We start from the raw sequence: 24,006 nt of genomic DNA, 5'->3' as shown, positions 1-24,006 counted from the left end.
GTTTGCATGTCAAAAAATGGGAAACGCGTGGCCTGGGTGACGGGCGGCGGCAGCGGGATCGGGGAGGCCGGCGCCGAGGCGTTAGCTGCCGACGGCTGGACGGTGGTCGTGTCCGGCCGCCGCAAGGACGCCCTGGATACCGTGGTGGCGAAGATCGCCGGGGCGGGCGGGACGGCCGAGGCCATTGCACTCGACGTGTCCGACGCGACTGATGCCCAGAAGGCGGCCGATCAAATTGTCGCCAAACATGGCCGCATCGACCTTCTGGTCAACAATGCCGGCATCAATGTTCCCAAGCGCAGCTGGCAGGACATGGAACAGGAGGGCTGGGACAAGCTGGTCCAGGTCAATCTCAACGGCGTGCTCTATTGCATGCGCGCGGTGCTGCCGACGATGCGCAAGCAGCAGGACGGCTCGATCATCAACGTCTCGTCCTGGGCCGGCCGCCATGTCTCGAAGATGCCGGGCCCGGCCTACACCACCACCAAGCATGCAGTGCTGGCGCTGACCCATTCCTTCAACATGGACGAATGCGTCAACGGCCTGCGCGCCTGCTGCCTGATGCCGGGCGAGGTGGCAACCCCGATCCTGAAGCTGCGCCCGGTGGTGCCGAGCGAGGCGGAGCAGGCCAGGATGCTGCAGCCCGAAGACCTCGGCCGCACCATCGCCTTCATCGCCTCGATGCCGCCGCGCGTCTGCATCAACGAGCTGCTGATCAGCCCGACGCATAATCGCGGGTTCATTCAGACGCCGTTGAGCAGGGATTGAGGCGGGCACACTGCCGCAACGGGCGTACTGCCGTAGGGTGGGCAAAGGCGCGAAGCGCCGTGCCCACCGTCTCTCTCCGCATTTGCGTTTGGTGGGCACGCTGCGCTTTGCCCACCCTACGACACCGAGCGCTGAGCGCGCGCACACACACGAATACGCCGCCCGATAGTTTCACGCATCACAAAGAATTTTTCCCCGAAACCACTTCGCAAACCCTCCCGTAGTTCGGCCAACGACGGCGCTGCTGCTTCTCGCCAAGAGGTCGCAAGCACCGTTGTTGCCCAACTCAAGCACCGGCGAGTGCCGGTCTCAATTCAATCGGGAGATTCTCCATGTCGAAGCGCATTGCCTATCTCGCTGCCGCCGCCTTCAGCGCCCTCGCCATCACCGCGACCGTCGTCGCGCCGGTGCGTGCCGAGGAAAAGACCGTCATGGTCGGCGGCGCCGCGATGTTCCCGTCGAAGAACATCGTCCAGAACGCGGTCAACTCGAAGGACCACACCACGCTGGTGGCGGCGGTGAAGGCGGCCGGCCTCGTGCCGACGCTGGAAAGCAAGGGCCCGTTCACGGTGTTCGCGCCGACCAACGCCGCCTTCGGCAAGCTGCCGGCCGGCACCGTCGACAACCTCGTCAAGCCCGAGAACAAGGCGACGCTGACCAAGATCCTCACCTACCATGTCGTGCCCGGCAAGCTCGAGGCCTCCGACCTCATCGACGGCAAGAAGCTGAAGACCGCCGAAGGCGAGGAGCTCACGGTCAAGAAGATGGACGGCAAGACCTGGATCGTCGATGCCAAGGGCGGCACCTCGATGGTGACGATCACCAACGTCAACCAGTCGAACGGCGTCATCCATGTGGTCGACACCGTGCTGATGCCGGCGACGTAACACCGCGCGCCCCTGTTTCATCCCCGAACAGGGTGCTTCGAGACGGCGAGCCGGGGGTGCCCCGGCTCGCTTTTTTGTGACCACCATAGCCTGCGGGCATCGATTCGATGGCCAATGGGACGTAACGAAAGCGCGCGCACCGGCGTATAATCGCTGTCACACGACGTTCAGGACGGAACCACCATGGCGAGCCTCACAGCCACCGACGAGCAGGTCAGGGCCACCCCGACCAAAGTGATCCAGCCGGCCTGGGTCCGCGTCATGCATTGGATCAACGCCCTCGCCATGATCCTGATGATCCTGTCGGGCTGGCAGATCTACAACGCCTCGCCGCTGTTCGGCTTCAGCTTCCCGCGCGAGTACACGCTCGGCGGCTGGCTCGGCGGCGGCCTGCTCTGGCATTTTGCGGCGATGTGGCTGTTGATGATCAACGGCCTCGCCTATCTCATTACGGGCTTCGCCACCGGCCGCTTCCGCAGGAAACTGCTGCCGATCACGCCATCCGGCGTGCTGCACGACGTCAGGGCGGCCCTGACCTTCAAGCTCGGCCATGACGACCTCACCGTCTACAATTACGTGCAGCGCCTGCTGTATGCCGGCATCATCGTGGTCGGCGTGCTGATCGTGCTCTCGGGCCTCGGCATGTGGAAGCCGGTGCAGCTCTATTATCTCGTGATGCTGTTCGGCGACTATCCGACCGCGCGCTACGTGCACTTCTTCTGCATGGCCGCGATCTGCGCCTTCCTCGTCATTCACGTCCTGCTCGCGCTGCTGGTGCCGAAGAGCCTGCGCGCGATGATCATTGGCCGCTGATTAGGAGAATTGTCATGGCCAAGCGTTCATTCCTGATCCCCGGCGTCGACAAGCGGTTGCTCATCAAGGACGCCATCAAGACGATGCCGGATTTTACCCGTCGCCGCTTCATTGCGGGCGGCGCCAGCCTGGGGGCGCTGACGCTGCTGACCGGCTGCGACGTTGTGGACTCGTCCTCGGCCGATACGCTACTGGCGCAGGTCTCGAAGTTTAACGACGCGGTACAGGCCTTCATCTTCAATCCCGACGCGCTCGCGCCGACATTCCCCGAGAGCGCGATCACGAAGCCGTTTCCGTTCAACGCCTATTACGATCTCGACGACGCCCCTGACGTCGATGGCAAGGACTGGAAGCTCGAAGTGCGCGGCCTCGTCGACAACAAGAAGTCCTGGACGCTGGACGAGCTCTACAAGTTGCCGCAGGTCACGCAGATCACGCGCCACATCTGCGTCGAGGGCTGGAGCGCGATCGGCAGCTGGACCGGCACGCCGCTCCGCGATTTCCTCAAGCTGATCGGCGCCGACACGCGCGCGAAATATGTCTGGTTCCAGTGCGCCGACAAGGACGGCTACAACTCGCCGCTCGACATGCGCAGCGCGCTGCATCCGCAGACCCAGATGACGTTCAAATACGCGAACGAGATTTTGCCGCGCGCCTACGGTTTCCCGATGAAGATCCGCGTACCCACGAAACTCGGCTTCAAGAACCCGAAATACGTGGTCTCGATGGAAGTCACCAACGACTACAAGGGCGGTTACTGGGAAGACCAGGGGTATAATTCGTTCAGCGGGAGCTGATGGCTTCGTAGGGTGGGTTAGCCTCGCGGCTGCGCGAAGCGCAGTCCGCCAGGCGTAACCCACCAACTTCGTCCGGCAAACGCGGAAGCATGGTGGGTTACGCTGACGCTAACCCACCCTACGGCACCGTTGATTTGGCCGGCCCCACCTTCCGTTGACACAGCGCCGCCACCGCCCCTAGCGCCAGCAGCGCCGCCGACACATTGAGCGCGTAGCTCAAGCTCCCCAGCGCATCCGTGATCGCGCCGACCACGATCGGGCCGAGCGTTTGCCCGACGCCGAACGAGATCGTCATCGCCGCGATCGCAGTCGGCCACACCTCCGGCGGGTAGTTGAAGCGCACGAAGGCGGTGGTCGAGCCGACCACGGCGAAGAAGGCGACGCCGAACACGACCGCCGACACCGCGAGCCAGGCCGGCGAATGTCCGAGCATCGGCAAGGCGGCCCCGAGCGCGTTGGTGCCGAGGATGATGGCGGTGGCGAGCCCGCCGCGGTCGAGCGCCAGCACGCCGCGCCAGGCCCAGGGCGTGACGAAGGCGCTTAGGCCGATCAGGCTCCAGAACGCCGCCTGCGCCGCGGCGCCGCCGCCGCCGTCGCGCACATAGGCGATCATGAAGGTCATGTAGGCGATGTAGCCCGCGCCGAACAGGAAATAGCCGGCCAGATAAATCAGCACGGGCAGAATCGCGAAAGCGGCGTGGCTGCCTTCCGAGAAGCGCGCCCGGCTCTCGATGCGGATCAGGAACAGCGGGATCGTCATCGCGACGGACAGCAGTGTCAGCGCCCACCACACCAGCCACCACGAGCCCGGCCCGAAATATTGCAGCGTGAACGGGGCGATCAGCCCGGAGGCGAGGATGCCGATGCCGGGCCCGGCATAGAACAGGCTGAGCAGGAAATTGGCCCGCTCCGGGCGCGACTGCGCGATCGCCGCGGCCAGCGCGCCGCCGGCGACGAAGCCGGCCGCCGCCCCCAGGCCCAGCACGAGGCGGGCAAGGCTCAGCGCGACGAAATTGCCGGTCAGTGCGCAAGTTGCGAGCGCGGCGACGCAGGCGAGGGTTCCGCCGCGGATCGCGGCCGACCAGCCGACGCGCCGGATCAGCCGGGACGCCACCAGTGCGCCCACGAGATAGCCGACAGCGTTGATCGTGTTCATGAAACCGGCCGCCGAGTAGGACCAGCCGAGGTCCTCCCGCATGTCGGGCAGCACCAGCGCATAGGCAAAGCGGCCGATGCCGAGCCCGACCGTCGCCGCCAGCGACATGGTCAGGATCAGCCGCGCAGGATGTGCATCGAGCGGGGGGCGATCAGGGGCGTGCAAGGGATACTCCGGCAGCCCGCACTGTGGCAGGCCCTGCCGGTCTTGCACAGCCGCGGCGCGGCAATGGTGTCTTGCCAAGCGCGCAACGCCGCTCTAGCACTCCGGCCGAATTCGATCTCAGAGGAAACGACCATGGCGACCCACAAATTGCTGCTGCTCCCTGGCGACGGTATCGGCCCGGAGGTGATGGGCGAGGTGAAGCGGCTGATCGACTGGCTGAATTCGGCCGGGATCGCCAAATTCGAGACCGACACCGGCCTCGTCGGCGGCTCCGCCTATGACGCCCACAAGGTGTCGATCTCCGAGGGCGACATGGCCAAGGCGCTTGCCGCCGACGCCATCATCTTCGGCGCGGTCGGCGGCCCGAAGTGGGATGCCGTTCCCTACGAGGTGCGCCCGGAAGCCGGCCTCCTGCGCCTGCGCAAGGATCTCGCTTTGTTCGCCAATCTCCGTCCCGCGGTGTGCTACCCGGCGCTGGCGGATGCCTCGAGCCTGAAGCGCGAGGCGGTCGAGGGCCTCGACATCGTCATCGTGCGCGAACTCACCGGCGGCGTCTATTTCGGCGAGCCCAAGACCATCACCGATCTCGGCAACGGCCAGAAGCGCGCTGTCGATACCCAGGTCTACGACACCTATGAGATCGAGCGCATCGGCCGCGTCGCCTTCGAGCTTGCCAAAAAGCGCAAGAACAAGGTGACGTCGATGGAGAAGCGCAACGTCATGAAGTCGGGCGTGCTCTGGAACGAGGTCATGACGGCGGTCCACAAGCGCGAATATCCCGATGTCACGCTCGAGCATCAGCTCGCCGATTCCGGCGGCATGATGCTGGTGAAGTGGCCGAAGCAGTTCGACGTCATCGTCACCGACAATCTGTTCGGCGACATGCTGTCCGACATCGCGGCGATGCTCACGGGCTCGCTCGGCATGCTGCCCTCGGCCTCGCTCGGCGAGGTCGACGTCAAGAGCAAGAAGCGCAAGGCGCTGTACGAGCCCGTGCACGGCTCGGCGCCCGATATCGCCGGCAAGGGCCTCGCCAACCCGATCGCGATGATCTCGTCCTTCGGCATGGCGCTGCGCTACTCCTTCGACATGGGCGATCTCGCCGACAAGGTCGACGCCGCGATCGCCGCGGTGCTGGCCAGCGGCCTGCGCACCGCCGACATCAAGTCGGAAGGCACCACGGCCGCTTCCACCACGCAGATGGGCGAAGCGATCCTGAAGGAACTGCAGAAGCTGCACGCGTAAGCGGCACGTGCTGTCATTCCGGGATGGTCCGAAGGACCAGACCCGGAATCTCGAGATTCCGTGTTCGGCTCTTCGAGCCGCCCCGGAATGACGAGGCCACCACCTCTATCGCGATTGCCGAAAGATGGTGGGCACGGCGCAAGAGCGCCTTTGCCCACCCTACGGCACCTGCTCCGGAGCCGCCTCATGGACACGCCCCGCCCCAAGATCGCGGAAACCATCATCCATGAAACGGTGCGCCTGCGCGAGGCACAAATCGGGCGCCGCTGCGAGGTGCTCGCCAACACCCGCATCGAATATGCCATGCTCGGCGACTACTCCTATCTCGGCGAGAACTGCGACGTAGCCGATGCGACAATCGGCAAGTTCACCGCCATCGCCAATTCGGTGAGGATCGGCGCGCCCAACCATCCGATGGGCCGTGCGTCCCAGCATCGCTTCACCTATTGCCCCGAATATTACGAGGCGGGCGCGACGCGTGACCGCGACTTCTTCGCCGAGCGCCGCGGCGATCGCGTCATCGTCGGCAATGATGTCTGGATCGGTCACGCGGCGATCCTGCTGCCGGGCGTGAACGTCGGCGACGGCGCAGTGATCGCCGCGGGCGCTGTCGTCAGCCGCGATGTCGAGCCCTACACCATCGTCGGCGGCGTTCCCGCGCGCCCGATCCGCGAGCGCTTTCCTGGTGCCGTCTCGGCAAGTCTGCGCCGCATCGCCTGGTGGGATTGGCCGGATGTGCTCATCTTCGAGCGTCTCGGCGATTTCCGCTCCGAGGCGATCGAGGAGTTTTGCCGGCGGTATGATCCGGCTGCGAACGCGTGAGGCGCGCACATCTCACCCAAGCAACAGGAATCGTAGGGTGGGCAAAGCGAAGCGTGCCCACGCATTTTTCGTGATCGAGAGAGATCGTGGGCACGGCGCTTCGCGCCTTTGCCCACCCTACGGCACCTCCCAAAACAAAAATGGCCGGGGGTGAGCCCGGCCATTTTGATTCGGAGGATATGTCCGCTCAGTACAGCGGGAAATTCCGAGGATAGCCGCCGACGTCGGCCGGCGTGCTCAGCGGCTGGCGATCGATCGGCCGGTTGTTGTTCTCGCGTGCGAAGGTCGGATAGCCGATCTCCGGCGGGAAGGCGTAATCCATGAACTTGCGATCACCCGGATTGACCTCGGTGCCGCCGTCCAGCCAGGAGCGCTTGCTCACATAGATGCGGGTGCGGCCCTGCTGATAGACCGCGTTGGGGCCGCTCGGGCCGTAATAGGGGCGGCCGCGCTCGTCATAGCGCTTCGTCTTGGTGTCGGCCGAGGCCGGCGTCGCGAAGGCCATCGCAACCACGGCGCCCGCCGCAAGCCAGGTCGCCAGTTTGTTTGCGGCAGAAAAATTCGAGCTCATCACGTCCCCTTCAGGCGGCACGCCGCCAGTCGATTTCGCCCCATAATAGCCCGGCCGGGGTGGCCGCAACTAGGTCTATTGGGTCACACCACGCCGGAATAATCGGGCGCGCTGGCAAAAGTTGCATGCAAACCAGCCACTTGAGCTTGATGCCGGTCAAAGCGCTCCGCGCAATTGCGCGTTCGCGGCGCCGAGCAGCCAGTCCGGCGAACCCTGGGTATCGCACCCCCTGCGCTTGAGTTCGGCACGGGCGAACAATTCCGCCAGCTTCGGTTCGTTGCCGGAGGTGAGCAGCGTCAGCCGGTTCAGCGTGCAGGCGATCGCCGCGCGCCGGGCCGGCAGCGTATCGCCCTGGCAGGAGAAGCCGGAGATCTGCAGCGCCGGCTCCTCGCTGCGCTTGAGGTAGCCGAGGCAGGCGCCTTTCGCCGTGCCGGTCGGCCGGAACAGGGCGACCGGGCCGAATTTGGTGTCGATCAGGCCGGCCTGCTCGAGCGGGGTGTCCGCACCCAGCCCCATCTGGACGGCGAGGTCGGCTGCTGCCGGGCGCGTCACGTCAAATTCGCCGCCCTCCCGGTAGATCTCGAGCTGGGCCAGCGGCTTGTCCGCCTCGCTCGCCCAGCGCATCACGTCCTTGCGGCCGCCTTCGGGATGCCGAAGGATGGCGTAAGATGCTGTTTTGTCGGATGAATCGAGCCGGCTGAGAGCGAAGGCCGGATGCGAGCGGTCGGCCAGGCTCCAGCCCGGCTTCGAGGCGGGCTCATCGTCGCGCAGGTCAGGCAGCTGGCCGAGGCCGGCGAGGCCCAGGATGGCAAACAGGACCAGCGCCCCCACATAGGCGAACAGGCGCGCCAGCGTGCCGACGACCTCGTCGGCGAAGGCTGCAAGCGCCAGATGGATCTGGGTGGGAGTTTCGGCCGTCCTGGCCTCAGGCGACTGCATCCACGGCCTTCGGGCATGGTCCGACGTTGTCTTGAGGCCGGTTCTCGCATAGAAGCGCTGCTCTTCCTGTTTAAGCGTCAGCTTCAGGAACGGGCTTTTTCATCGGAGAGTGAACGATGGGTTACAAAGTCGCAGTCGTCGGCGCGACCGGCAATGTCGGACGGGAAATGCTCAACATCCTCGACGAGCGCAAATTCCCCGCGGACGAGGTCGTGGCCCTGGCGTCGCGCCGCAGCGTCGGCGTCGAGGTCTCCTATGGCGATCGCACCCTGAAGTGCAAGGCGCTCGAGCACTATGATTTCTCCGATGTCGACATCTGCCTGATGTCGGCGGGCGGCGAGGTGTCGAAGGAATGGTCGCCGAAGATCGGCGCCGCCGGCGCGGTCGTGATCGACAATTCCTCGGCCTGGCGCATGGACCCGGACGTGCCGCTGATCGTGCCCGAGGTGAACGCGGCCGCGACCGAAGGCTTCAAGAAGAAGAACATCATCGCCAACCCGAACTGCTCGACCGCGCAGCTCGTCGTCGCGCTGAAGCCGCTGCACGACAAGGCGACGATCAAGCGCGTCGTGGTCTCGACCTATCAATCGGTGTCGGGCGCCGGCAAGGACGGGATGGACGAGCTGTTCTCGCAGACCAAGGCCGTCTACACCAATGACGAGCTGATCGCGAAGAAATTCCCCAAGCGCATCGCCTTCAACGTCATCCCCCACATCGACGTCTTCATGGAGGACGGCTACACCAAGGAAGAGTGGAAGATGATGGCGGAGACCAAGAAGATCCTTGATCCCAAGATCAAGCTCTCCGCGACCTGCGTGCGCGTGCCGGTGTTCGTCGGCCACTCCGAGGCGGTCAACATCGAGTTCGAGAATCCGATCACCGCCGACGAAGCCCGCGATATCCTGCGCAAGGCGCCCGGCTGCCTCGTCATCGACAAGCAGGAGCCCGGCGGCTACGCCACGCCTTATGAAGCGGCCGGCGAGGACGCCACCTATATCAGCCGCATCCGCGAGGACGCGACGGTGGAGAACGGGCTCGTCCTGTGGTGCGTGTCCGACAACCTGCGCAAGGGCGCAGCGCTCAACGCGATCCAGATCGCGGAAGTCCTGATCAACCGCAAGCTGATCACCGCGAAGAAGAAGGCGGCGTAAGCCTTCGCCCACGCCTCTCGTCGTCCCGGACAAGCGCGCCAAAAGCGCGCGCAGATCCGGGACCTCCGCGCGAGCGCTTGCGCTCGTCGCGATAGCCACAGAAAGTGGTTTGGCGAAGACTCGTGGTTGTCAGCTTGCGCGACAACGTAAGCCTGGGGTTATGGGTCCCGGATCTGCGCTTGCGCTTGTCCGGGACGACGATCTCATTTGATGCGGCAGTATACGAAACCGCTCAAGCCACGCCGCGCGCGTTCCGAAATTCCTTCGCGACCTTGTCAAGCACGAACAGCGATCCCTCCGCGACGCCGAAATAGGCGCCGTGGGTCTGCATCTGGCCGGCATCCACCGCCTTGCGCACGAACGGGAAGGTCATCAGGTTTTCCAGGCTGCGGAACACCGCGGCCTTCTCGATGCGCTCGACGAACTGCGCCATGCTCTCGTGGTCGCGCTGCTCGACCACTTCACCGGGCTTGATGAACATCTGCATCCATTTGCCGATGAAGTCGCCCGGCGTCAGCGGCTCGATCTTGTCGACGAAGGCGCGGATGCCGCCGCATTGCGCGTGGCCGAGCACCACGATGTGCTTCACCTTCAGCACCGTCACGGCATATTCCAGCGCCGCCGAGACGCCGTGGGCGTTGCCGTCGGGCTGATACACCGGCACGAGGTTGGCGATGTTGCGCACGACGAACAATTCGCCCGGGCCGACATCGAAGATCACCTCGGGTGAGACGCGGCTGTCGCAGCAGCCGATCACCATCACTTCCGGCGACTGCCCCTTCACCGACAGGTCGCGGTAGCGGGTCTGCTCGGTCGGCAGCCGCTGGGTGGCGAAGGCCTTGTAGCCTTCCAGCAAATGCTCTGGGAATGTCGTCATGGCCTATGCCTAACCATAGAGCCCGGGAGCGAACAAGCCTTTCGAATGAGCAGGCCAAGTGCTATCGGCTTCGGTCAGAAGACAGACGAGGAAACCGGAAGGAACGATCGCATGACCCGCCCGCGCCGCAGCCATCTGTTCATGCCCGGCTCCAACCCCCGCGCGCTGGAAAAGGCGCGGAATCTGGCCGCCGATGGCCTGATCCTCGATCTGGAAGACTCCGTCGCCCCCGAGGCCAAGGCGGTGGCCCGCGACGGCATCGCCGCCGCGATCGCGGCCAAGGGGTTCGGCAAGCGCGAGGTCCTGATCCGGACCAACGGCCTCGACACGCCCTGGTGGGCCGATGACGTCGCGATGGCCGCCAAGGCCTCGCCGGACGGCATCCTGGTTCCAAAAGTTTCAAGCATCGAAGATCTCGACGCCATCGGCCGCCGCCTCGCCGAGCTCGGTGCCGCGCCCACCGTCAGGGTCTGGGCCATGATCGAGACGGCGCGCGCGGTGCTTCATGCCGAGGAGCTGGCCGCCGCCGGCCGCGATCCATCGAGCCGCCTGTCAGGCTTCGTGTTCGGCCCGAACGACATTTCGCGCGAGACGCGCATCCGGATGCTGCCGGGACGCGCGGCGATGATCCCGATGATCACCCATTGCATCCTCGCGACGCGCGCGCACGGCCTCGAGATCCTCGACGGCCCCTACAGCGACATCGCCAATTCCGACGGCTTCGCCACCGAATGCGCGCAGGGCCGCGACCTCGGCTTCGACGGCAAGACGCTGATCCATCCCTCGCAGATCGACGCCTGCAACGCGATCTTCACCCCGCCCGAGGAGGAAGTCGCGCGCGCGCGAAAAATCATCGCGGCGTTCGAGCTCCCGGAAAACGTCTCGCGCGGTGCGATCCGGCTCGATGGCGCGATGGTGGAGCGCCTGCACGCCGACATGGCGCGGCGTACGATCGAGATCGCGGACGCGATCGCGGCGATGGGGAAGGGCTGAGGCGTCAACTCGAAAACGCGATATCTGCTTTTCCGCGCCTGGATTCCAGGCCTTGCTCTCTATTGGCAGGCTGCGGCGGCGCCAATTCCTGGCAATACATCCGATCGATCTTGCGCTGCATGAGCCCATAGCAATCGCATGCGATCCTCTCGAGCCGCGCCCGATGGATTTCGACAAACCCGCGCCGCTCGGCCGGGACGGCGCCGGCCTCACGTAGCTTGTTCATCGTCAGAGTCACTGTCGGCCGCCGCACCCCAACCAATTGCGCCAGCGTCTCGTGCGTCACTGGAAGCAGGTCCTCGGGAACGCGATCGTGAAGCTGCAGGAGCCACCGCGCCATGCGGCCATCCACCCGGTGCAGTGCGTTGCAGGCGGCGACGTGCTGGAGTTGCAACAGCACGGCGCGGGCGTGGACCTGCACGACATTCCTGATGGCTGCACTTTGCGCATGGGCAGCGCGAAATCTGGCGGCGGAAATCAGCGATGCCGTGCCGGCTATGCGGGCAATCGCGGTCACGGATGAAGGCGACGGGCCGAGCACGGAGAACGAGGCCAAAGCGCCTTCCCGTCCCATCAAGGTCGTCGCGACCGTTTGCCCGTCCGGCATATCGAGCATGAAGGCGATGGCGCCGCTATGGGGAAAATAGACCGGGTCGAGCTCATCGCCCGATCGCACCAGGACGGCATCGGGTTCGAACGAGACCTTCTGGAAGTGGGGGGTGAGCAAACCGAGGTCCGCCGGCGGCAGCGCCGCCAATAGCCGATTCCCGATGCCCTTGCGGTGGGCAGTCACGGTGCCCTCTTGTGGACGAGCCCCCAATGCAAGACGGCCTCCATCGATTTCATTTGCCATGATTATCCGAAATACGAAATCCCCGAACGGCAATGATCCAAACAGAGCCAATAGTCGAGATCAAGCACGGATAATTGCGGTGACCTTGCCGGCATCCTCGCCGCGCAAACAGTCATACTATTAACGCCCGTTGCCGCCCGGCGATGCGCACAAGGTGGGAGCTCTGCTGTCCGCCGCCACCAGCGGTCCGGCAGATAGTCGAGGCTATCCCGTTGCGGTGGTGAACGGGGGTGCTACCCTCAAAGCCGTTATTAGATCATTAGATCCGGGCAATCCATTGATGCGGTTTTTTGGGGCAGCCGTCCTTCTCGTCACGTCGCTTTTGTTCACTCAGCCGGTCCTTGCGCAGTCTCGGGTTGCTCTTGTTATCGGCAATGGCGCCTACGAAAAGGTGCCCGAGTTGCCGAACCCGACCCGCGATGCGGCCGATATTGGCCGCGCGCTGGAGCGGCTGGATTTCAAGGTCACCCAGGTCAAGAACGTGACCGCGCAAGAGATGAGGAAGGCCGTCGTCGAGTTCGGCCGGTCCGCCGAGGGGGCCGACCTCGCTGTCGTGTTTTACGCCGGGCACGGCATGGAAGTCGGCGGCGAGAACTGGTTGATTCCGATCAGCGCAGAGCTGCGCAGCGACACCGACATCGAGAGCGAGGCCATCAGCCTGCGTTCGGTGAGCCTTCAGGTTTCGAAGGCACGGAAACTGGGCCTCGTCATCCTCGACGCCTGCCGCAACAATCCCTTCGCCGCGAAGATGAAGCGGTCGATCAGCACGAGGGCCGTGGCTCGCGGACTGGCGCCGACCGAACCGTCCGACAACGTTCTGATTGCGTACGCCGCCCGCGACGGGACCACGGCGAGCGACGGCGATGGCCGGAACAGCCCTTTTACCGCGTCGCTGCTTCGTCACATCGAAACACCGGGCCTCGAGATATCGTTTCTGTTTCGCCGGGTCCGCGACGACGTGATGGCGGCGACCAGGCGCGAACAGCAACCCTTCGTGTATGGCTCCCTGTCGAAGGAGGAGATTTACCTGAAGGCGCCTGCCGCGAGCGCTCAGTCGCCAGCCGCATCACCGCCGGCGGCTGCGGCTCCTGCGGAGGACGAGAAGTTTTGGCTGGCGATCCAGACGTCGACCGTGGCAGGCCTGTTTGAGGATTTTCTGGCAAGATATCCGCGCAGCGGCCATGCTGCAGAGGCTCGCCAGCGGATCAAGGATCTCAAGGCCAGCGAATTGGCGGCCCTGCCGTCCCTCACCGCCTCTCCGGCATCGGATGCGAGCGGGCGCCAGGGGCCAGATACGAAAGCCGTCGTCCGAAATGTTTTTGCGCCCGAGGATAACCAGAAAGTTGCTGCCATCGCGGCCGCTCAGCAGCTCAAGCTGCCGAGCTTCACGATCTCGTCCAGTCGGGACGTCCAGCCCAAATCCGATTCCAGATTTGTTGGCGTGTGGTCCAACAAGCGTGGGTGGACGAATGGCAAGGGACGCTACGCCATGCTGATCGTTACCGAGGTGTCCGCCTCGGGATTGGCCAAGGGGTACTATCTCTGGGGACCGCCGACAAAGGCATCGTGGGTCAAAGACGAGGCCGGCTATCGATCGTTCGCTGAGTACATTACGGACAACAAATTCTCGATCTCCGGGACGCCTGTTTCTGTCAGAATGGAGAAGAACGTTCTGGCCCTCTCTTCCTTCAGGAAGGAGAAGCCATCCGAGACGGCGAGCCTGGAGCTTCGCCCGGTCTGGCAGCTTGTGCCGGTGCCGGAGGATGTCGAGCCTTCAACCAAGCGCGAAAAGACCTCGCAGCCTGCCGTCAAAAAGGAAAGTACCGCCGAGCACGCTTCGGGGGGCGTCGGCGGAGCGAGCATGGAAGAGCGCTATCGGGCCTGCAAGAAGCTCGTGAAGGGATTTGCCCGGCGCGAGGCTTGCGCGCGAACTGGCGCGATTTAGCAGCGCATCTGGTCGGCTACGAAAGCGTCACACAATTCACACGGCAATATTGTCGGCTGTTTTTCGTGCCGCCGGGACGCGACATGCGCGAAGCGAAGCGGCGTATTGAATCGGCGGCTTGAAGAGTTCCCAATGACGACGATTGACAGGATCTACATCCTCGACGGAGGCATTGCGGAGGTCGAAGACGGTTCGATCTATTCTCCGGGCATCAATGTCGGCGTCCCCATGACATTGAGCTGCAATGCCTATCTCATCCGTCATCGCGGCGAGTGGCTGATCTGGGACACGGGCATAGAGGATCAGCTGGCGAAGCATCCGGAAGGGCGCATCATCGCGCATGGCATACGCGGCATCGTGCGCCATCCCATCGCGGACCAATTGGATGAAATCGGGGTGCGGCCCCGCGATATCCGCACGATCCTCCTTTCCCATGCGCATTTCGATCATATCGGAAATGTCGATCTGTTCGAAAATGCAAGATGGATCGCTCAGCGGGCTGAATTCGAGGCCATGTTCGGACCGGAACCTGAAGAATTCGGCTATTCGCTTCAGCACTACGAGGCCTTGAAGGAACGGCCTTACGAGATCGTCGATGGTGACCACGACATATTTGGCGACGGCGCGGTGCGCATGATCTTCACGCCCGGCCATACGCTCGGTCATTGCTCGCTGATGGTGAGGCTGCCGCGGCGCGGCGCCGTGCTGCTGAGCGGCGACGTCGCGCACAATCGGGAGAACCTCCGGCACATGCGCGTGCCCTCATTCAATGCCGATCAGCAGGCAACGGTCGCATCCATGGCCAAGGTGGTCGAGCTGCTTCGCGCCGAGAACGCCGAAATCTGGATCAATCACGATACTGCAGAGAGCGTCGAGCTACCTCACGCGCCGGATTGGATCGCGTGAAGACGCGCGTCACCGCGGCGCGAGGCCGGCGCGGTCGAGCGACTCCAGCGTCGCGGCGTTGCCGCAATAGCCGTGATAGTTCTCCGCGGCGGTGCCCTCAGTGAGATCGCGGTCGCACTCTCCCTTGTGATTGCAGAGCGAGCAGACCCGCTCCATGTCGCGCAGCAGCAGCGGCTGTGCGCGGCCGAGCCCTTCGGCACTGATACCAAGCTGCGCGAGCATCTTTGGCAGCTCGTCGGCGGCATGCTTGCCGTGGCGAACCAGCTCTTCGAGATCGTCAGGCGCGATCCGGAGATCGCTCGCGATCCGGTCGAAATCGGCGCGATCGAGCTGCCGCATCTCGTTCATCTCGCGGCGATGCTTCAGCCAGTTCGCGAAGGACTCGATGAGGTCCTGAACGATGGGATAAGGCCTGCTTGCGGTGCTCATGCGAGGCTCCGTTGGGATCGTGGAATTGGAGCCAGACTAGGCACAATGGTGCAGGAGCGCGTTGCGCTGGATCAAATTTAAAACCGGGCTGCTCAACCTCTCCCGCTTGCGGGAGAGGTCGCGCCGAAGGCGCGGGTGAGGGCTCTCTCCTCTGGGGGGAGTCTTACTGTGGAGACACCCTCTCCCCAACCCTCTCCCGCAAGCGGGAGAGGGAGCGCACTTCCTGCGCAGCAGCTAGCTAAATCTTTCCGCCGCCCATGCATACAGGCTGCCCGGAATCGGCTTCTCGCCGCCGCGGCCTTTTGGCGAGATGTGCAGGCCGACGATCTCGGGGTTGGTGACGAGGCCGAGATAGCTCGAGGGGTCGAAGAACAATTTCGGCTCGGCATGCACGGCGTAGAACGACTGCTTCGGCAGGGCGTTCTGCAATTCACCGGTGCGGCGCGCGAGCGCGGTGAGCGCCGCGGGCCCGTAGATCGCGACGCGAATATCCGAGAGCCGGTTCGAGCCGCCCCGCAGGCGGCGCATCATGAAGGTGATGCGATGGCGCAGCGACAGCCAGTTCGGCGTCAGCTCCTCCTGCTCCATCAGCTCCTCGAACGCGCGCACGATGCCGTGCTCCGCCGGCAGATAGATCACGGAATTGCCGAGTTGGCGCGGCCGCTCCCAGGCGAAGTAGGGTTTTGCCGGATCGATCTCGACCGGCCTCAGCAGCAGCACGTCGGCGTCGAGCCAGAGGCCGAGATTCTTCGCCATCAGCTTCATGCGGAAGAAGTCGCTGAACTGCAGCGTGGTCCAGTCGCGCCAGCTTCCGTCTGGCTGCGGCGGCCGCAACCGTTCGGAGAACGCATGCGGCAGGATCGCCTCGGCTTCGGCATTCTCGACGCCCGCCGGCAGGCCGGGAATGGTGTCGAAGCTGTAGACCGTGACCTTGTGGCCGGCAGCGAGCTGCGAGCGCAGACAGGTCTGGCGCAGCGCGTCCATCGGGCCATGCCAGAAGGTGACGATCTCGGGCAGCATGCCAAAGCTATACGGGATTAGCAGGGCAAAGAAAAAGCCCCGGCGCCGTGGACGCCGGGGCTCGAACGAAAACTAGCCCGTCTTATTCGCGAGAGGGCGCCTGAGAGGCTGGCGAGCGTGGTGTAAAGCGCTGATGCGGCGTAGGATTCGGTTGCGAAGCCACCCCATCACCTTCAACCGCGAACGCCACGCCCGCCATGACCGATGATACGATTTCAGACCACTATCGAGAAGCAAGAATTCAACACAAATAAAACCTCTGCCTCGCGCTCGATCTCTTCATGCTTGATAGTCTCGTTTCGGAGGCTGAGCACCTACCGCGTCTAATAGGCCGCTCGCGCCGGTTTCTTTGGACGCGGCACGACCGCGACTCCACGTTTCGGCACAGAAATGATCGGGAGTCACTCAATCTTTCTTCAACTTAACCCGTCTTATTCGTAAGAGTGCGCCTGAGGGGTAAAGCGCTGATGCGGCGTAGGATTCGGTTGCGAAGCCAACCCCATCACCTCCAACCGCGAACGCCACGCCCGCCATGACCGACGATACGATTCCGCCCTTCTCGTTTCCAGCCGTTCACGCCAAGAAAGTCACAGCTGCCTTCGATGGTGGGCGCCTAACCTCGAACGGGGGCGTGATGCTTCTGGCGATGGCCGAGCGGCGTCTCGGTTTGGCCAACAATCTGGCCCGGGTGTTCCCGGATCGGCGCGATCCGACGCGGGTCGTGCACAGCCTGGTCGATATGTTCCGCGCTCGCATGTTCGCGATCTGCTGCGGCTACGAGGACGCCGACGACCTCGATCATCTGAGGTCCGATCCGGCATTCAAGCTGGCCTGCGGTCGCCTACCGGACACGGGCCGGGATTTGTGTTCCCAGCCGACGCTGTCGCGGCTGGAGAATGCTCCGCGCCTGCGCGACGTGATCCGGCTGACCTACACTTTGGTCGACGCATGGATGGATAGCTACCCGCGCGAGCCGGCATCCGTCACGCTCGACATCGATGATACCTGCGACGTCGTCCACGGCCATCAGCAGCTCTCGCTGTTCAACGCTCATTATGACGAACGCTGCTTCCTGCCGATCCACGTCTACGACACGGAGAAGAGCCGGCCCGTGGCCGTCGTGCTGCGGCCCGGCAAGACGCCGGGCGGCGTCGAGGTGCGTGCCCATCTGCGCCGCCTGGTACGGCATATCCGGACGCGATGGCACAACACGCAAATTACGTTCCGTGGCGACGGGCACTATGCCCGGCCGGAGGCAATGGCGTGGTGCGAGACCAACGGCATCGACTACATCTTCGGTCTGTCCGGCACCAAGCCTCTCGCCAGAAAAGTCGACGAGGTCGCCGACGACATCCGCACGCGACGCGCCATCGAGAACCTGCCGGTTCTGCGTGGCTATACCGAGACGCGCCACAAGGCAAAGTCCTGGGATCGCGAACGGCGCACTGTCGCCCGTATTGAGGCGACGATGCTCGGCCTCGACATCCGCTTCGTCGTCACCAGCCTCGATGTCGGCTCGGCCGAGTGGATCTACGACAGCCTGTATTGCGCGCGCGGCCAAGCCGAGAATCTGATCAAGCTGCATAAGACGCAGCTCGCCTCCGATCGCACCAGCTGCCGTTCGGCGCTCGCCAACCAGGTCCGTCTCGTGCTCCATACGGCCGCTTATTGGCTGATGCTGACCGTGCGCGACGCCATTCCCAAAGCCCGGGAATTGGCCGCTGCCGAGTTCGCGACGCTGCGTCTTCGGCTCTTGAAAATCGCCGCCCGTGTCGTCGAGACCACGAGCCGCATTCGCCTTGCGTTTGCCGCGGCATGTCCCGAAGCCGACCTGATCTGCGGCTTGCCCGGCGCGCTGCTGCCGCTCGGTCCTTGACCGGCGGGGCGTCCGCCCCCGTTCGCCCAACCCATCCCTCAAGCGCGTTGCAAAGTACCGGTCGTCAGGCGGCGAAAAGCCGAAGGCAATCCTGTGCGCCTCGTCAGACAAGATGTGCGGCCGCATCAATCGGGCCCAAAAGCCGCACTCTCACGAATAGGACGGGCTAGAGCATGATCCGGAAAAGTGTGCAGCGGTTTTCCGGAAAGATCATGCTCAAAGAAATATGCGATCAGGCCCAGGCGCGTTCGTGCTTGAGCTTGTCCTCATAGGTGTCGATCGAGGACTTCTTCTCCATGGTGAGACCGATGTCGTCGAGGCCGTTGATCAGGCAGTGCTTGCGGAACGGGTCGATCTCGAACTTGACCTTGCCGCCGTCGGGGCCGCGGATTTCCTGGTTCGGCAGGTCGATCGTCAGCGTCGCGTTGGCGCCGCGCTCGGCGTCGTCGAACAACTTGTCGAGGTCTTCCTGGCTGACGCGGATCGGCAGAATGCCGTTCTTGAAGCAGTTGTTGTAGAAGATGTCGCCGAACGAGGTCGAGATCACGCAGCGAATGCCGAAGTCGAGCAGTGCCCAGGGCGCATGCTCGCGGCTCGAGCCGCAGCCGAAATTGTCACCGGCGACCAGCACCTTCGCGTTGCGATAGGCGGGCTGGTTGAGGACGAAATCCGGGTTCTCGCTGCCGTCGTCCTTGTAGCGCTGCTCGGAGAAGAGCCCCTTGCCAAGGCCGGTGCGCTTGATGGTCTTGAGGTACTGCTTCGGAATGATCATGTCGGTGTCGACATTGATGATCTTCAGCGGCGCCGCGACGCCTTCCAGCGTGGTGAACTTGTCCATGGTTGCGCTTTCCCGCAGGTGGTTCAGGGAACCGGCTATTTATCGCGATCGGGGCAGGAATCCTAGGCCGAATTCGGCAGATCTCGTCTGCGAGGCGATGCGGCAGCCTCCAAAATTGCCCCATGATCAGCCGCATTAGGGAGTGTCGGACGGTGTTCGCGCCGCGGCAGGCAGCTTCGCCAACGTGGCTTCGGTTTCCCCGACCGGCTCGTCGTTCGACCAGCCAAGATACTCGACGAGGCTCCCAATCGTCTTCTTTGCCGCAGATACACCTGCGGCAACGTCATTGACGCTTGCGCCTAGGCTTTGCAACGCCGAGGTCAGATCGTTTGGTTCGACGGATAGCGCCTCGGCTTGCGCTGTCAGCGCCAAGGACGCCTGAGGCAGTTTTGAAAGCTCGACGGTCACGACTGCGATCTCTTCGATCCGCTTAGACAGTTGCTGGAGCGTATCCGCTTGGAGTGTCACGGTTTTTTCGAGTGCGCTCAACCCGCTGAGGTTTGCTTGCGCCGTTTTGATAATGATCCCGCCCTTTGTGAACGACACGGTATTGAAGATTCCCGCTCCTGAGAGTGCCGTTGATATGACTGCGAGTGCGATCGGGCTCCAATCAGATCGCTGCTCCACGAGAATTGCGTACAGCGAGCCAAGAAAGCCGAAAACGCCGATGGTGAGGGGAACGATCCATTGAATAAACTGGATACGGTTGCTCATGGGAAATCCATTCTACTGAAAGTAGAAAGACTAGCTCCCCAAAATGGGCTGTCAACCTAGGGGGCCTTAGCCTCAATTGCCTCCATATCGTCGTCCGAGAGGCCGAAATGGTGGCCGATCTCGTGGATCAGGACGTGGCGGACGATATGGCCGAGGCTTTCGTCGTGCTCGGCCCAGTAATCCAGGATCGGCCGGCGGTAGAGCCAGACCATGTTGGGCAGCCGCGCCACGTCGCCAAGACTCTGCTGGGGCAGTCCGACGCCCTGGAACAGGCCGAGCAGGTCGAACTCGCTCTCGCATTCCATCTCGTCCAGGACCTCCTCGGTCGGGAAGTCGTCGACGCGGAGAATCACGCCCTCGCAGAGCTTTCGAAACTCCGCGGGCAGGCGCTCGAAGATGTCATGGGCCGTCGCTTCCATTTCGGCCAGCGATGGCGCTTTCAATTCCGTCCACATGCGACTCTCTTAACGCGGGTTCCGTGGCAATGCATCCGGCTTTATAGGATGGGGCCAAGAAGGAGCGTTGACGTCGCGCGCGAAAACGGGGAGCGTACGGCGCATCAAGGGGTTGGCAGAGGTCGGTGGTGATGTGATGCGGGCGGGAACAGCAGTACCGGTTCTACTGTGCATGGGGTTGTTTTTGACTTTTTTTGTCGGCGCAGAGGCCAATGCCCAGACGGCCAGGCCCGAGATCCGGCTGGCCCAGGCGGCGTCGCCCGACGACGTCCCCCCACCGCGCAGGCGGCCCCCGGCGCGTCTGCGCGTCACGCCCTATTACACCCCTGATGGCGTCTATCCCCGCTACAATCCCGGCCCCGACGCGGTCCGCGAGTGCAACGCCACCTATGTGCAGGAATACAGGCCGAGCGGCACGGTGATCGTGCCGCGTATGAGCTGCTACTGGCGGCGAGGCTGACGCCCGCGTCGGGGAGCATCGCGGTGGCCTCGTGAGGATCGTCATGGCGAGATGGATTGCACTAGCCGCCGTTGCCGTCGCGCTTGCCAGCGTGCCTCGCGCGTCCGCTGCGCCAAGATCTGATGCGCCAAGGGTGACGATACCTGAGGCCTCGGCGGGGATCGCGGTTTTCGATGTGCGGCGACACGCGCGAGCCCCTGACGTCGTGCGGCCGGCCGTGCGCCGTGATCCACGCTATTACGCGCGGCCGGTCACCTACCGTCCCTTTCCCTACGGCGTGCCCGCACCCTTCGTGTTCGGCTACGGGCCGTTCTGGTGATCCGCTAGCCGGGCGCAAATCCTTGACCAGCAGCACCGTTGCTTGCGCGCCCGCCTTGCGGTCGCGCAAGATGTCTTCGTATTCGGGCGAGCTCGAGAAGGCGAGAAACGCGGCCTCGTCGGGAAACGACATCATGACGAGCTTGTCATGCGGCCATGCGCCTTCGAGCACAGCGCGGCTGTTCATCGGCGGCGAGCAGCCGCCCGTTGTACTTCCTGAACACGTCGAAGAACCGCGCCTGATAGCGGTCATAGGCCGCGCGGTCGGTCATCTTCAATTGCGAAATCGCGTAGACCGTCATTTTCAAAGTCCTTGTGGCATCGCGCCCCGGCGAGAACGTCGTCATTCATGAGGCATTCACGTCGCTGTCCGTAACTTAATCTTGGGAGCGAGTGCAAATGAACAGCGGCGGCGCGAGACGCTGCGCCACAAAGCCGCTGTCCACATACAGGGAGGACTCCATGCTGAGGAGTTTTGGTCTCAGGGCAAGCCCGATGCGCTTGCTCGGGATTGCGGCTGCCGCGACGCTGATGCTGACGGCCGGGACGGCGCGCCGCGCCGAAGCGCTCACCTTGATCAATCCGGCGACATCACCCGCGACGAAAGCTGCGGCCAACGACCTCGTCACGCAGGTCCGGCATGGCGGCGGTGGACATGGTGGTGGCGGACATTTTCACGGCGGCGGTGGCTTCCGCGGTGGCGGAGGACATTTCGGCGGTTTCCGCGGCGGCGGCTTTCATGGCGGCGGCTTCCGCGCCGCGCCGGCCTTTCACGGTGGCGGCATTCGTTACGGCGGATTTCGTCATTACGGCGGCTACCACCGCCACTGGGGCTATCGCCCCCATTTCGGCTATCGCCACTTCCACCGGCGCTATTATTACGGCGGCTACTATCCCTATTACCAATATCCGCGCCGTTGCCGGATCATCTGGACCTATTACGGCCCGCGCCGCATCTGCCGCTGGCATCGCTGGCACTATCCGTACCGCTATTGGTGATGTGAGCTACGCCCGAAATCGACATCGTCATTCCGGGGCGATGCGAAGCATCGAACCCGGAATCTCGAGATTTCGCCTATGGCGCCCCGGAATGACGTGCCAGGCTTAAAGCCAATCCTTCAGCTTCCACGACGCCGACTTCCACCGCATCAGCGTCTCGACCTTCCATTGCCGAAACATCGCCGGTGGCCAGCGGCTCAGCTTCGAGGTCTCCGCGACCTCCGACTTGGCGACGATGCGAAGCGGCGTTGTGCGCCGCCGGTGCTGGCGCGTCGCCTCGCTGATCAGGTCGACATATTCGGGCTTGTTGGCCATGGGGCGTCCTCGCGAACCGTCGCGAGGACGCAGTCTCGTTGCGAGCGATTAACGGCGGTTTGCCGCGATCGCTACAATTGCAGGGAGCGGCTTACCGCCAGTCCCGGACGTCGACGAAGTGACCTGCGATCGCGGCTGCAGCCGCCATTGCCGGCGACACCAGATGCGTGCGGCCCTTAAAACCCTGGCGGCCCTCGAAATTGCGGTTCGAGGTCGAGGCGCAGCGCTCTTCCGGCTTCAGCTTGTCCGGGTTCATCGCGAGGCACATCGAGCAGCCCGGCTCGCGCCATTCGAAGCCGGCCTTGATGAAGATCTTGTCGAGACCTTCAGCCTCGGCCTGCTCCTTCACGATGCCGGAGCCCGGCACGACCATGGCATTGACGCTCGCCGAAACGGTCTTGCCTTCAGCAATCTTCGCTGCTGCGCGCAGGTCCTCGATGCGGCCGTTGGTGCAGGAGCCGATGAAGACGCGGTCGAGCTTGATGTCGGTGATTTTCGTGCCCGCGGTCAGGCCCATGTACTTCAAGGCGCGGTGCTTGGAGAGACGCTTGGCCTCGTCCGCGATCTTGTCCGGATCAGGCACGATGCCGGTCACCGAGATGACGTCCTCTGGGCTCGTGCCCCAGGTCACGATCGGCGGCAGTTTTGCCGCATCGAGGCGCAGTTCGTGGTCGAAATGCGCGCCTTCGTCGGAGCGCAGCTTCTCCCAGTAACGCATCGCCGCGTCCCAGGCCGCGCCCTTCGGCGACTTCGGCCGGTCGCGCAGGAAGTCGTAGGCCTTCTGGTCGGGCGCAACCAGGCCGGCGCGGGCGCCGCCTTCGATCGACATGTTGCAGACTGTCATGCGGCCTTCCATCGAGAGCGCGCGGATCGCATCGCCCGCGTATTCCAGCACGTAGCCGGTGCCGCCCGCGGTGCCGATCTCGCCGATGATGGCAAGGATGATGTCCTTGCCCGTCACGCCGTCAGGCAATTTGCCGTCGACGGTGACGCGCATGTTCTTGGCCTTCTTCTGGATCAGCGTTTGCGTCGCCAGCACGTGCTCGACCTCGCTCGTGCCGATGCCGTGCGCGAGAGCGCCGAACGCGCCATGCGTCGAGGTGTGGCTGTCACCGCAGACGATGGTGGTGCCGGGCAGCGTGAAGCCCTGCTCGGGGCCGATGACGTGGACGATGCCCTGGCGCTTGTCGAACTCGTTGTAATATTCGATGCCGAATTCCTTGGCGTTCTCGGCCAGCGCCTTGATCTGCTCGATGCTTTCAGGATCGGGATTCGGCTTGGTGCGGTCGGTGGTCGGCACGTTGTGGTCGACGACCGCGAGCGTCTTCTCGGGCGCGTGCACCTTGCGGCCCGTCGCGCGCAGGCCTTCGAACGCCTGCGGCGAGGTCACTTCGTGCACCAGATGGCGGTCGATATAGAGCAGGCAGGTGCCGTCGTCGGCTTCGTGCACCAGATGGTCGTTCCAGATCTTGTCGTACAGGGTGGTCGGCTTGGACATGAGCTTGAGCTCCGGGAATGTTGTGTCAGCGGATAGCGCGGCAGGCCGCGCGGGCAACAAATCGTCAGCGCAGCTTTTAGGCTGCGCGGCTAAGCTCTGACGTTGCCGAGGTCGCGAAGCGTCCGAAGAACCGGCCAGGCAGCCGCGAGCGATCGTCGATGACGATGCGCTGGACGGGGGCGAGGCTGGTCAGATC

At 63.9% G+C, this 24,006-nt stretch carries 26 protein-coding genes and 1 pseudogene; 13 read left to right on the top strand and 14 right to left on the bottom strand.

The features are described 5' to 3' along the window. The first annotated feature begins 6 nt into the window (after positions 1-6). The 4 genes from ACVJ19_RS12430 (at position 7) to ACVJ19_RS12415 (ending at position 3,265) form a co-directional block, all read left to right on the top strand. Positions 7-768, top strand: coding sequence for an SDR family oxidoreductase (locus tag ACVJ19_RS12430; protein ID WP_453948887.1), 762 nt, complete (start codon positions 7-9; stop codon positions 766-768). 332 nt (positions 769-1,100) lie between these two features. After that, entirely contained in the window at positions 1,101-1,655 is a 555-nt protein-coding gene (locus ACVJ19_RS12425) for a fasciclin domain-containing protein (RefSeq protein ID WP_453948888.1), read from the top strand. A 183-nt stretch (positions 1,656-1,838) separates the two neighbouring features. Further along, the gene (locus ACVJ19_RS12420; RefSeq protein ID WP_453948889.1) at positions 1,839-2,468 is read left to right on the top strand and encodes a cytochrome b/b6 domain-containing protein; all 630 of its coding nucleotides are present in this window, start codon (positions 1,839-1,841) and stop codon (positions 2,466-2,468) included. Positions 2,469-2,482: 14 nt separating this feature from the next. Beyond that, a complete protein-coding gene (locus tag ACVJ19_RS12415; protein ID WP_211405238.1) occupies positions 2,483-3,265 on the top strand; it encodes a molybdopterin-binding protein in 783 nt (260 codons plus the stop codon). Between the two features lie 118 nt (positions 3,266-3,383). Here the strand turns inward: ACVJ19_RS12415 and ACVJ19_RS12410 are convergent, their stop codons facing one another. Next, positions 3,384-4,586 (bottom strand): YbfB/YjiJ family MFS transporter, encoded by a 1,203-nt coding sequence (locus tag ACVJ19_RS12410; protein ID WP_453948890.1) that lies wholly within the window; start codon positions 4,584-4,586, stop codon positions 3,384-3,386. A 132-nt stretch (positions 4,587-4,718) separates the two neighbouring features. Here ACVJ19_RS12410 and leuB point away from each other — a divergent pair, with 132 nt between their 5' ends. Both leuB and ACVJ19_RS12400 read left to right on the top strand, forming a co-directional pair. Beyond that, positions 4,719-5,831 (top strand): 3-isopropylmalate dehydrogenase, encoded by a 1,113-nt coding sequence (leuB, locus tag ACVJ19_RS12405; RefSeq protein WP_453948891.1) that lies wholly within the window; start codon positions 4,719-4,721, stop codon positions 5,829-5,831. A 186-nt stretch (positions 5,832-6,017) separates the two neighbouring features. After that, positions 6,018-6,653: a DapH/DapD/GlmU-related protein gene (locus tag ACVJ19_RS12400; RefSeq protein WP_453948892.1), complete on the top strand. Its 636-nt coding sequence runs from the start codon at positions 6,018-6,020 to the stop codon at positions 6,651-6,653. A gap of 187 nt (positions 6,654-6,840) precedes the next feature. Here the strand turns inward: ACVJ19_RS12400 and ACVJ19_RS12395 are convergent, their stop codons facing one another. Together ACVJ19_RS12395 and ACVJ19_RS12390 are read right to left on the bottom strand one after the other, a co-directional pair. After that, on the bottom strand, positions 6,841-7,224 hold the full coding sequence (locus ACVJ19_RS12395) for a hypothetical protein (protein WP_453948893.1): 384 nt from the start codon (positions 7,222-7,224) through the stop codon (positions 6,841-6,843). A 156-nt stretch (positions 7,225-7,380) separates the two neighbouring features. Beyond that, positions 7,381-8,163, bottom strand: coding sequence for a hypothetical protein (locus ACVJ19_RS12390; RefSeq protein WP_453948894.1), 783 nt, complete (start codon positions 8,161-8,163; stop codon positions 7,381-7,383). Positions 8,164-8,279: 116 nt separating this feature from the next. Here ACVJ19_RS12390 and ACVJ19_RS12385 point away from each other — a divergent pair, with 116 nt between their 5' ends. Further along, a complete protein-coding gene (locus ACVJ19_RS12385) occupies positions 8,280-9,314 on the top strand; it encodes an aspartate-semialdehyde dehydrogenase (RefSeq protein ID WP_453948895.1) in 1,035 nt (344 codons plus the stop codon). 232 nt (positions 9,315-9,546) lie between these two features. On the opposite strand, the gene ACVJ19_RS12380 is transcribed toward ACVJ19_RS12385, so the two are convergent. Further along, positions 9,547-10,191: a carbonic anhydrase gene (locus ACVJ19_RS12380; protein WP_453948896.1), complete on the bottom strand. Its 645-nt coding sequence runs from the start codon at positions 10,189-10,191 to the stop codon at positions 9,547-9,549. Between the two features lie 111 nt (positions 10,192-10,302). Here ACVJ19_RS12380 and ACVJ19_RS12375 point away from each other — a divergent pair, with 111 nt between their 5' ends. Beyond that, a complete protein-coding gene (locus ACVJ19_RS12375; protein WP_453948897.1) occupies positions 10,303-11,184 on the top strand; it encodes an HpcH/HpaI aldolase/citrate lyase family protein in 882 nt (293 codons plus the stop codon). A gap of 4 nt (positions 11,185-11,188) precedes the next feature. On the opposite strand, the gene ACVJ19_RS12370 is transcribed toward ACVJ19_RS12375, so the two are convergent. Then, positions 11,189-12,037, bottom strand: coding sequence for a Crp/Fnr family transcriptional regulator (locus ACVJ19_RS12370; protein ID WP_453948898.1), 849 nt, complete (start codon positions 12,035-12,037; stop codon positions 11,189-11,191). A gap of 280 nt (positions 12,038-12,317) precedes the next feature. Here ACVJ19_RS12370 and ACVJ19_RS12365 point away from each other — a divergent pair, with 280 nt between their 5' ends. Then, positions 12,318-13,982, top strand: coding sequence for a caspase family protein (locus ACVJ19_RS12365; RefSeq protein WP_453948899.1), 1,665 nt, complete (start codon positions 12,318-12,320; stop codon positions 13,980-13,982). A gap of 132 nt (positions 13,983-14,114) precedes the next feature. After that, positions 14,115-14,888: an N-acyl homoserine lactonase family protein gene (locus ACVJ19_RS12360; protein WP_453955102.1), complete on the top strand. Its 774-nt coding sequence runs from the start codon at positions 14,115-14,117 to the stop codon at positions 14,886-14,888. A gap of 9 nt (positions 14,889-14,897) precedes the next feature. Here ACVJ19_RS12360 and ACVJ19_RS12355 read toward each other — a convergent pair whose 3' ends face one another. Together ACVJ19_RS12355 and ACVJ19_RS12350 are read right to left on the bottom strand one after the other, a co-directional pair. Then, a complete protein-coding gene (locus ACVJ19_RS12355; RefSeq protein WP_453948900.1) occupies positions 14,898-15,317 on the bottom strand; it encodes a hypothetical protein in 420 nt (139 codons plus the stop codon). Between the two features lie 234 nt (positions 15,318-15,551). Then, the gene (locus ACVJ19_RS12350; RefSeq protein ID WP_453948901.1) at positions 15,552-16,337 is read right to left on the bottom strand and encodes a hypothetical protein; all 786 of its coding nucleotides are present in this window, start codon (positions 16,335-16,337) and stop codon (positions 15,552-15,554) included. Positions 16,338-16,869: 532 nt separating this feature from the next. Here ACVJ19_RS12350 and ACVJ19_RS12345 point away from each other — a divergent pair. Next, entirely contained in the window at positions 16,870-18,213 is a 1,344-nt protein-coding gene (locus ACVJ19_RS12345) for an IS1380-like element ISBdi2 family transposase (protein ID WP_208086440.1), read from the top strand. A gap of 232 nt (positions 18,214-18,445) precedes the next feature. Here ACVJ19_RS12345 and leuD read toward each other — a convergent pair whose 3' ends face one another. The 3 genes from leuD to ACVJ19_RS12330 all read right to left on the bottom strand — a co-directional run bounded on the left by leuD (position 18,446) and on the right by ACVJ19_RS12330 (position 20,220). Continuing rightward, on the bottom strand, positions 18,446-19,051 hold the full coding sequence (gene leuD, locus ACVJ19_RS12340; RefSeq protein ID WP_456739381.1) for a 3-isopropylmalate dehydratase small subunit: 606 nt from the start codon (positions 19,049-19,051) through the stop codon (positions 18,446-18,448). Positions 19,052-19,186: 135 nt separating this feature from the next. Next, entirely contained in the window at positions 19,187-19,765 is a 579-nt protein-coding gene (locus tag ACVJ19_RS12335; RefSeq protein WP_453948902.1) for a hypothetical protein, read from the bottom strand. A 56-nt stretch (positions 19,766-19,821) separates the two neighbouring features. Next, positions 19,822-20,220 carry a metallopeptidase family protein gene (locus tag ACVJ19_RS12330; protein ID WP_453948903.1) on the bottom strand — a complete coding sequence of 133 codons (399 nt, stop codon included), beginning with the start codon at positions 20,218-20,220 and terminating at the stop codon, positions 19,822-19,824. A 172-nt stretch (positions 20,221-20,392) separates the two neighbouring features. Between ACVJ19_RS12330 and ACVJ19_RS12325 the strand changes: the two genes are divergently transcribed. Beyond that, positions 20,393-20,680: a hypothetical protein gene (locus ACVJ19_RS12325; RefSeq protein ID WP_453948904.1), complete on the top strand. Its 288-nt coding sequence runs from the start codon at positions 20,393-20,395 to the stop codon at positions 20,678-20,680. A gap of 400 nt (positions 20,681-21,080) precedes the next feature. Here ACVJ19_RS12325 and ACVJ19_RS12320 read toward each other — a convergent pair. Both ACVJ19_RS12320 and ACVJ19_RS12315 read right to left on the bottom strand, forming a co-directional pair. Next, positions 21,081-21,131 (bottom strand): annotated as a pseudogene (locus ACVJ19_RS12320) (DUF1330 domain-containing protein); the annotation flags it as partial. 13 nt (positions 21,132-21,144) lie between these two features. Beyond that, positions 21,145-21,345: a DUF1330 domain-containing protein gene (locus ACVJ19_RS12315; RefSeq protein WP_453948905.1), complete on the bottom strand. Its 201-nt coding sequence runs from the start codon at positions 21,343-21,345 to the stop codon at positions 21,145-21,147. A 115-nt stretch (positions 21,346-21,460) separates the two neighbouring features. Here ACVJ19_RS12315 and ACVJ19_RS12310 point away from each other — a divergent pair, with 115 nt between their 5' ends. Continuing rightward, positions 21,461-21,997, top strand: a complete 537-nt coding sequence (locus ACVJ19_RS12310; RefSeq protein ID WP_453948906.1) for a hypothetical protein — start codon at positions 21,461-21,463, stop codon at positions 21,995-21,997. A 105-nt stretch (positions 21,998-22,102) separates the two neighbouring features. Here ACVJ19_RS12310 and ACVJ19_RS12305 read toward each other — a convergent pair whose 3' ends face one another. Further along, positions 22,103-22,312: a hypothetical protein gene (locus ACVJ19_RS12305; protein ID WP_453948907.1), complete on the bottom strand. Its 210-nt coding sequence runs from the start codon at positions 22,310-22,312 to the stop codon at positions 22,103-22,105. A 91-nt stretch (positions 22,313-22,403) separates the two neighbouring features. Next, on the bottom strand, positions 22,404-23,810 hold the full coding sequence (gene leuC / locus ACVJ19_RS12300) for a 3-isopropylmalate dehydratase large subunit (protein WP_453948908.1): 1,407 nt from the start codon (positions 23,808-23,810) through the stop codon (positions 22,404-22,406). Positions 23,811-24,006 lie beyond the last annotated feature (196 nt).

It is taken from the genome of Bradyrhizobium sp. USDA 376 (assembly GCF_054063675.1).
Note: the sequence above shows the minus strand (reverse complement) of the source record. Positions and strands in the feature narration are given on the sequence as shown.

Coding starts and splice junctions, on each gene's coding strand:
- ACVJ19_RS12330 (WP_453948903.1), bottom strand. CDS start 20,220: ATGTGGACGGAATTGAAAGCGCCATCGCTGGCCGAAATGGAAGCGACG.
- ACVJ19_RS12400 (WP_453948892.1), top strand. CDS start 6,018: ATGGACACGCCCCGCCCCAAGATCGCGGAAACCATCATCCATGAAACG.
- ACVJ19_RS12420 (WP_453948889.1), top strand. CDS start 1,839: ATGGCGAGCCTCACAGCCACCGACGAGCAGGTCAGGGCCACCCCGACC.
- ACVJ19_RS12310 (WP_453948906.1), top strand. CDS start 21,461: ATGCTGAGGAGTTTTGGTCTCAGGGCAAGCCCGATGCGCTTGCTCGGG.
- ACVJ19_RS12380 (WP_453948896.1), bottom strand. CDS start 10,191: ATGACGACATTCCCAGAGCATTTGCTGGAAGGCTACAAGGCCTTCGCC.
- ACVJ19_RS12345 (WP_208086440.1), top strand. CDS start 16,870: ATGACCGACGATACGATTCCGCCCTTCTCGTTTCCAGCCGTTCACGCC.
- ACVJ19_RS12315 (WP_453948905.1), bottom strand. CDS start 21,345: ATGACGACGTTCTCGCCGGGGCGCGATGCCACAAGGACTTTGAAAATG.
- ACVJ19_RS12395 (WP_453948893.1), bottom strand. CDS start 7,224: ATGAGCTCGAATTTTTCTGCCGCAAACAAACTGGCGACCTGGCTTGCG.
- leuC (WP_453948908.1), bottom strand. CDS start 23,810: ATGTCCAAGCCGACCACCCTGTACGACAAGATCTGGAACGACCATCTG.
- ACVJ19_RS12425 (WP_453948888.1), top strand. CDS start 1,101: ATGTCGAAGCGCATTGCCTATCTCGCTGCCGCCGCCTTCAGCGCCCTC.
- ACVJ19_RS12325 (WP_453948904.1), top strand. CDS start 20,393: ATGGGGTTGTTTTTGACTTTTTTTGTCGGCGCAGAGGCCAATGCCCAG.
- ACVJ19_RS12430 (WP_453948887.1), top strand. CDS start 7: ATGTCAAAAAATGGGAAACGCGTGGCCTGGGTGACGGGCGGCGGCAGC.
- leuD (WP_456739381.1), bottom strand. CDS start 19,051: ATGGACAAGTTCACCACGCTGGAAGGCGTCGCGGCGCCGCTGAAGATC.
- ACVJ19_RS12390 (WP_453948894.1), bottom strand. CDS start 8,163: ATGCAGTCGCCTGAGGCCAGGACGGCCGAAACTCCCACCCAGATCCAT.
- ACVJ19_RS12305 (WP_453948907.1), bottom strand. CDS start 22,312: ATGGCCAACAAGCCCGAATATGTCGACCTGATCAGCGAGGCGACGCGC.
- ACVJ19_RS12360 (WP_453955102.1), top strand. CDS start 14,115: ATGACGACGATTGACAGGATCTACATCCTCGACGGAGGCATTGCGGAG.
- ACVJ19_RS12335 (WP_453948902.1), bottom strand. CDS start 19,765: ATGAGCAACCGTATCCAGTTTATTCAATGGATCGTTCCCCTCACCATC.
- ACVJ19_RS12350 (WP_453948901.1), bottom strand. CDS start 16,337: ATGCTGCCCGAGATCGTCACCTTCTGGCATGGCCCGATGGACGCGCTG.
- ACVJ19_RS12365 (WP_453948899.1), top strand. CDS start 12,318: ATGCGGTTTTTTGGGGCAGCCGTCCTTCTCGTCACGTCGCTTTTGTTC.
- ACVJ19_RS12375 (WP_453948897.1), top strand. CDS start 10,303: ATGACCCGCCCGCGCCGCAGCCATCTGTTCATGCCCGGCTCCAACCCC.
- ACVJ19_RS12355 (WP_453948900.1), bottom strand. CDS start 15,317: ATGAGCACCGCAAGCAGGCCTTATCCCATCGTTCAGGACCTCATCGAG.
- leuB (WP_453948891.1), top strand. CDS start 4,719: ATGGCGACCCACAAATTGCTGCTGCTCCCTGGCGACGGTATCGGCCCG.
- ACVJ19_RS12415 (WP_211405238.1), top strand. CDS start 2,483: ATGGCCAAGCGTTCATTCCTGATCCCCGGCGTCGACAAGCGGTTGCTC.
- ACVJ19_RS12385 (WP_453948895.1), top strand. CDS start 8,280: ATGGGTTACAAAGTCGCAGTCGTCGGCGCGACCGGCAATGTCGGACGG.
- ACVJ19_RS12370 (WP_453948898.1), bottom strand. CDS start 12,037: ATGGCAAATGAAATCGATGGAGGCCGTCTTGCATTGGGGGCTCGTCCA.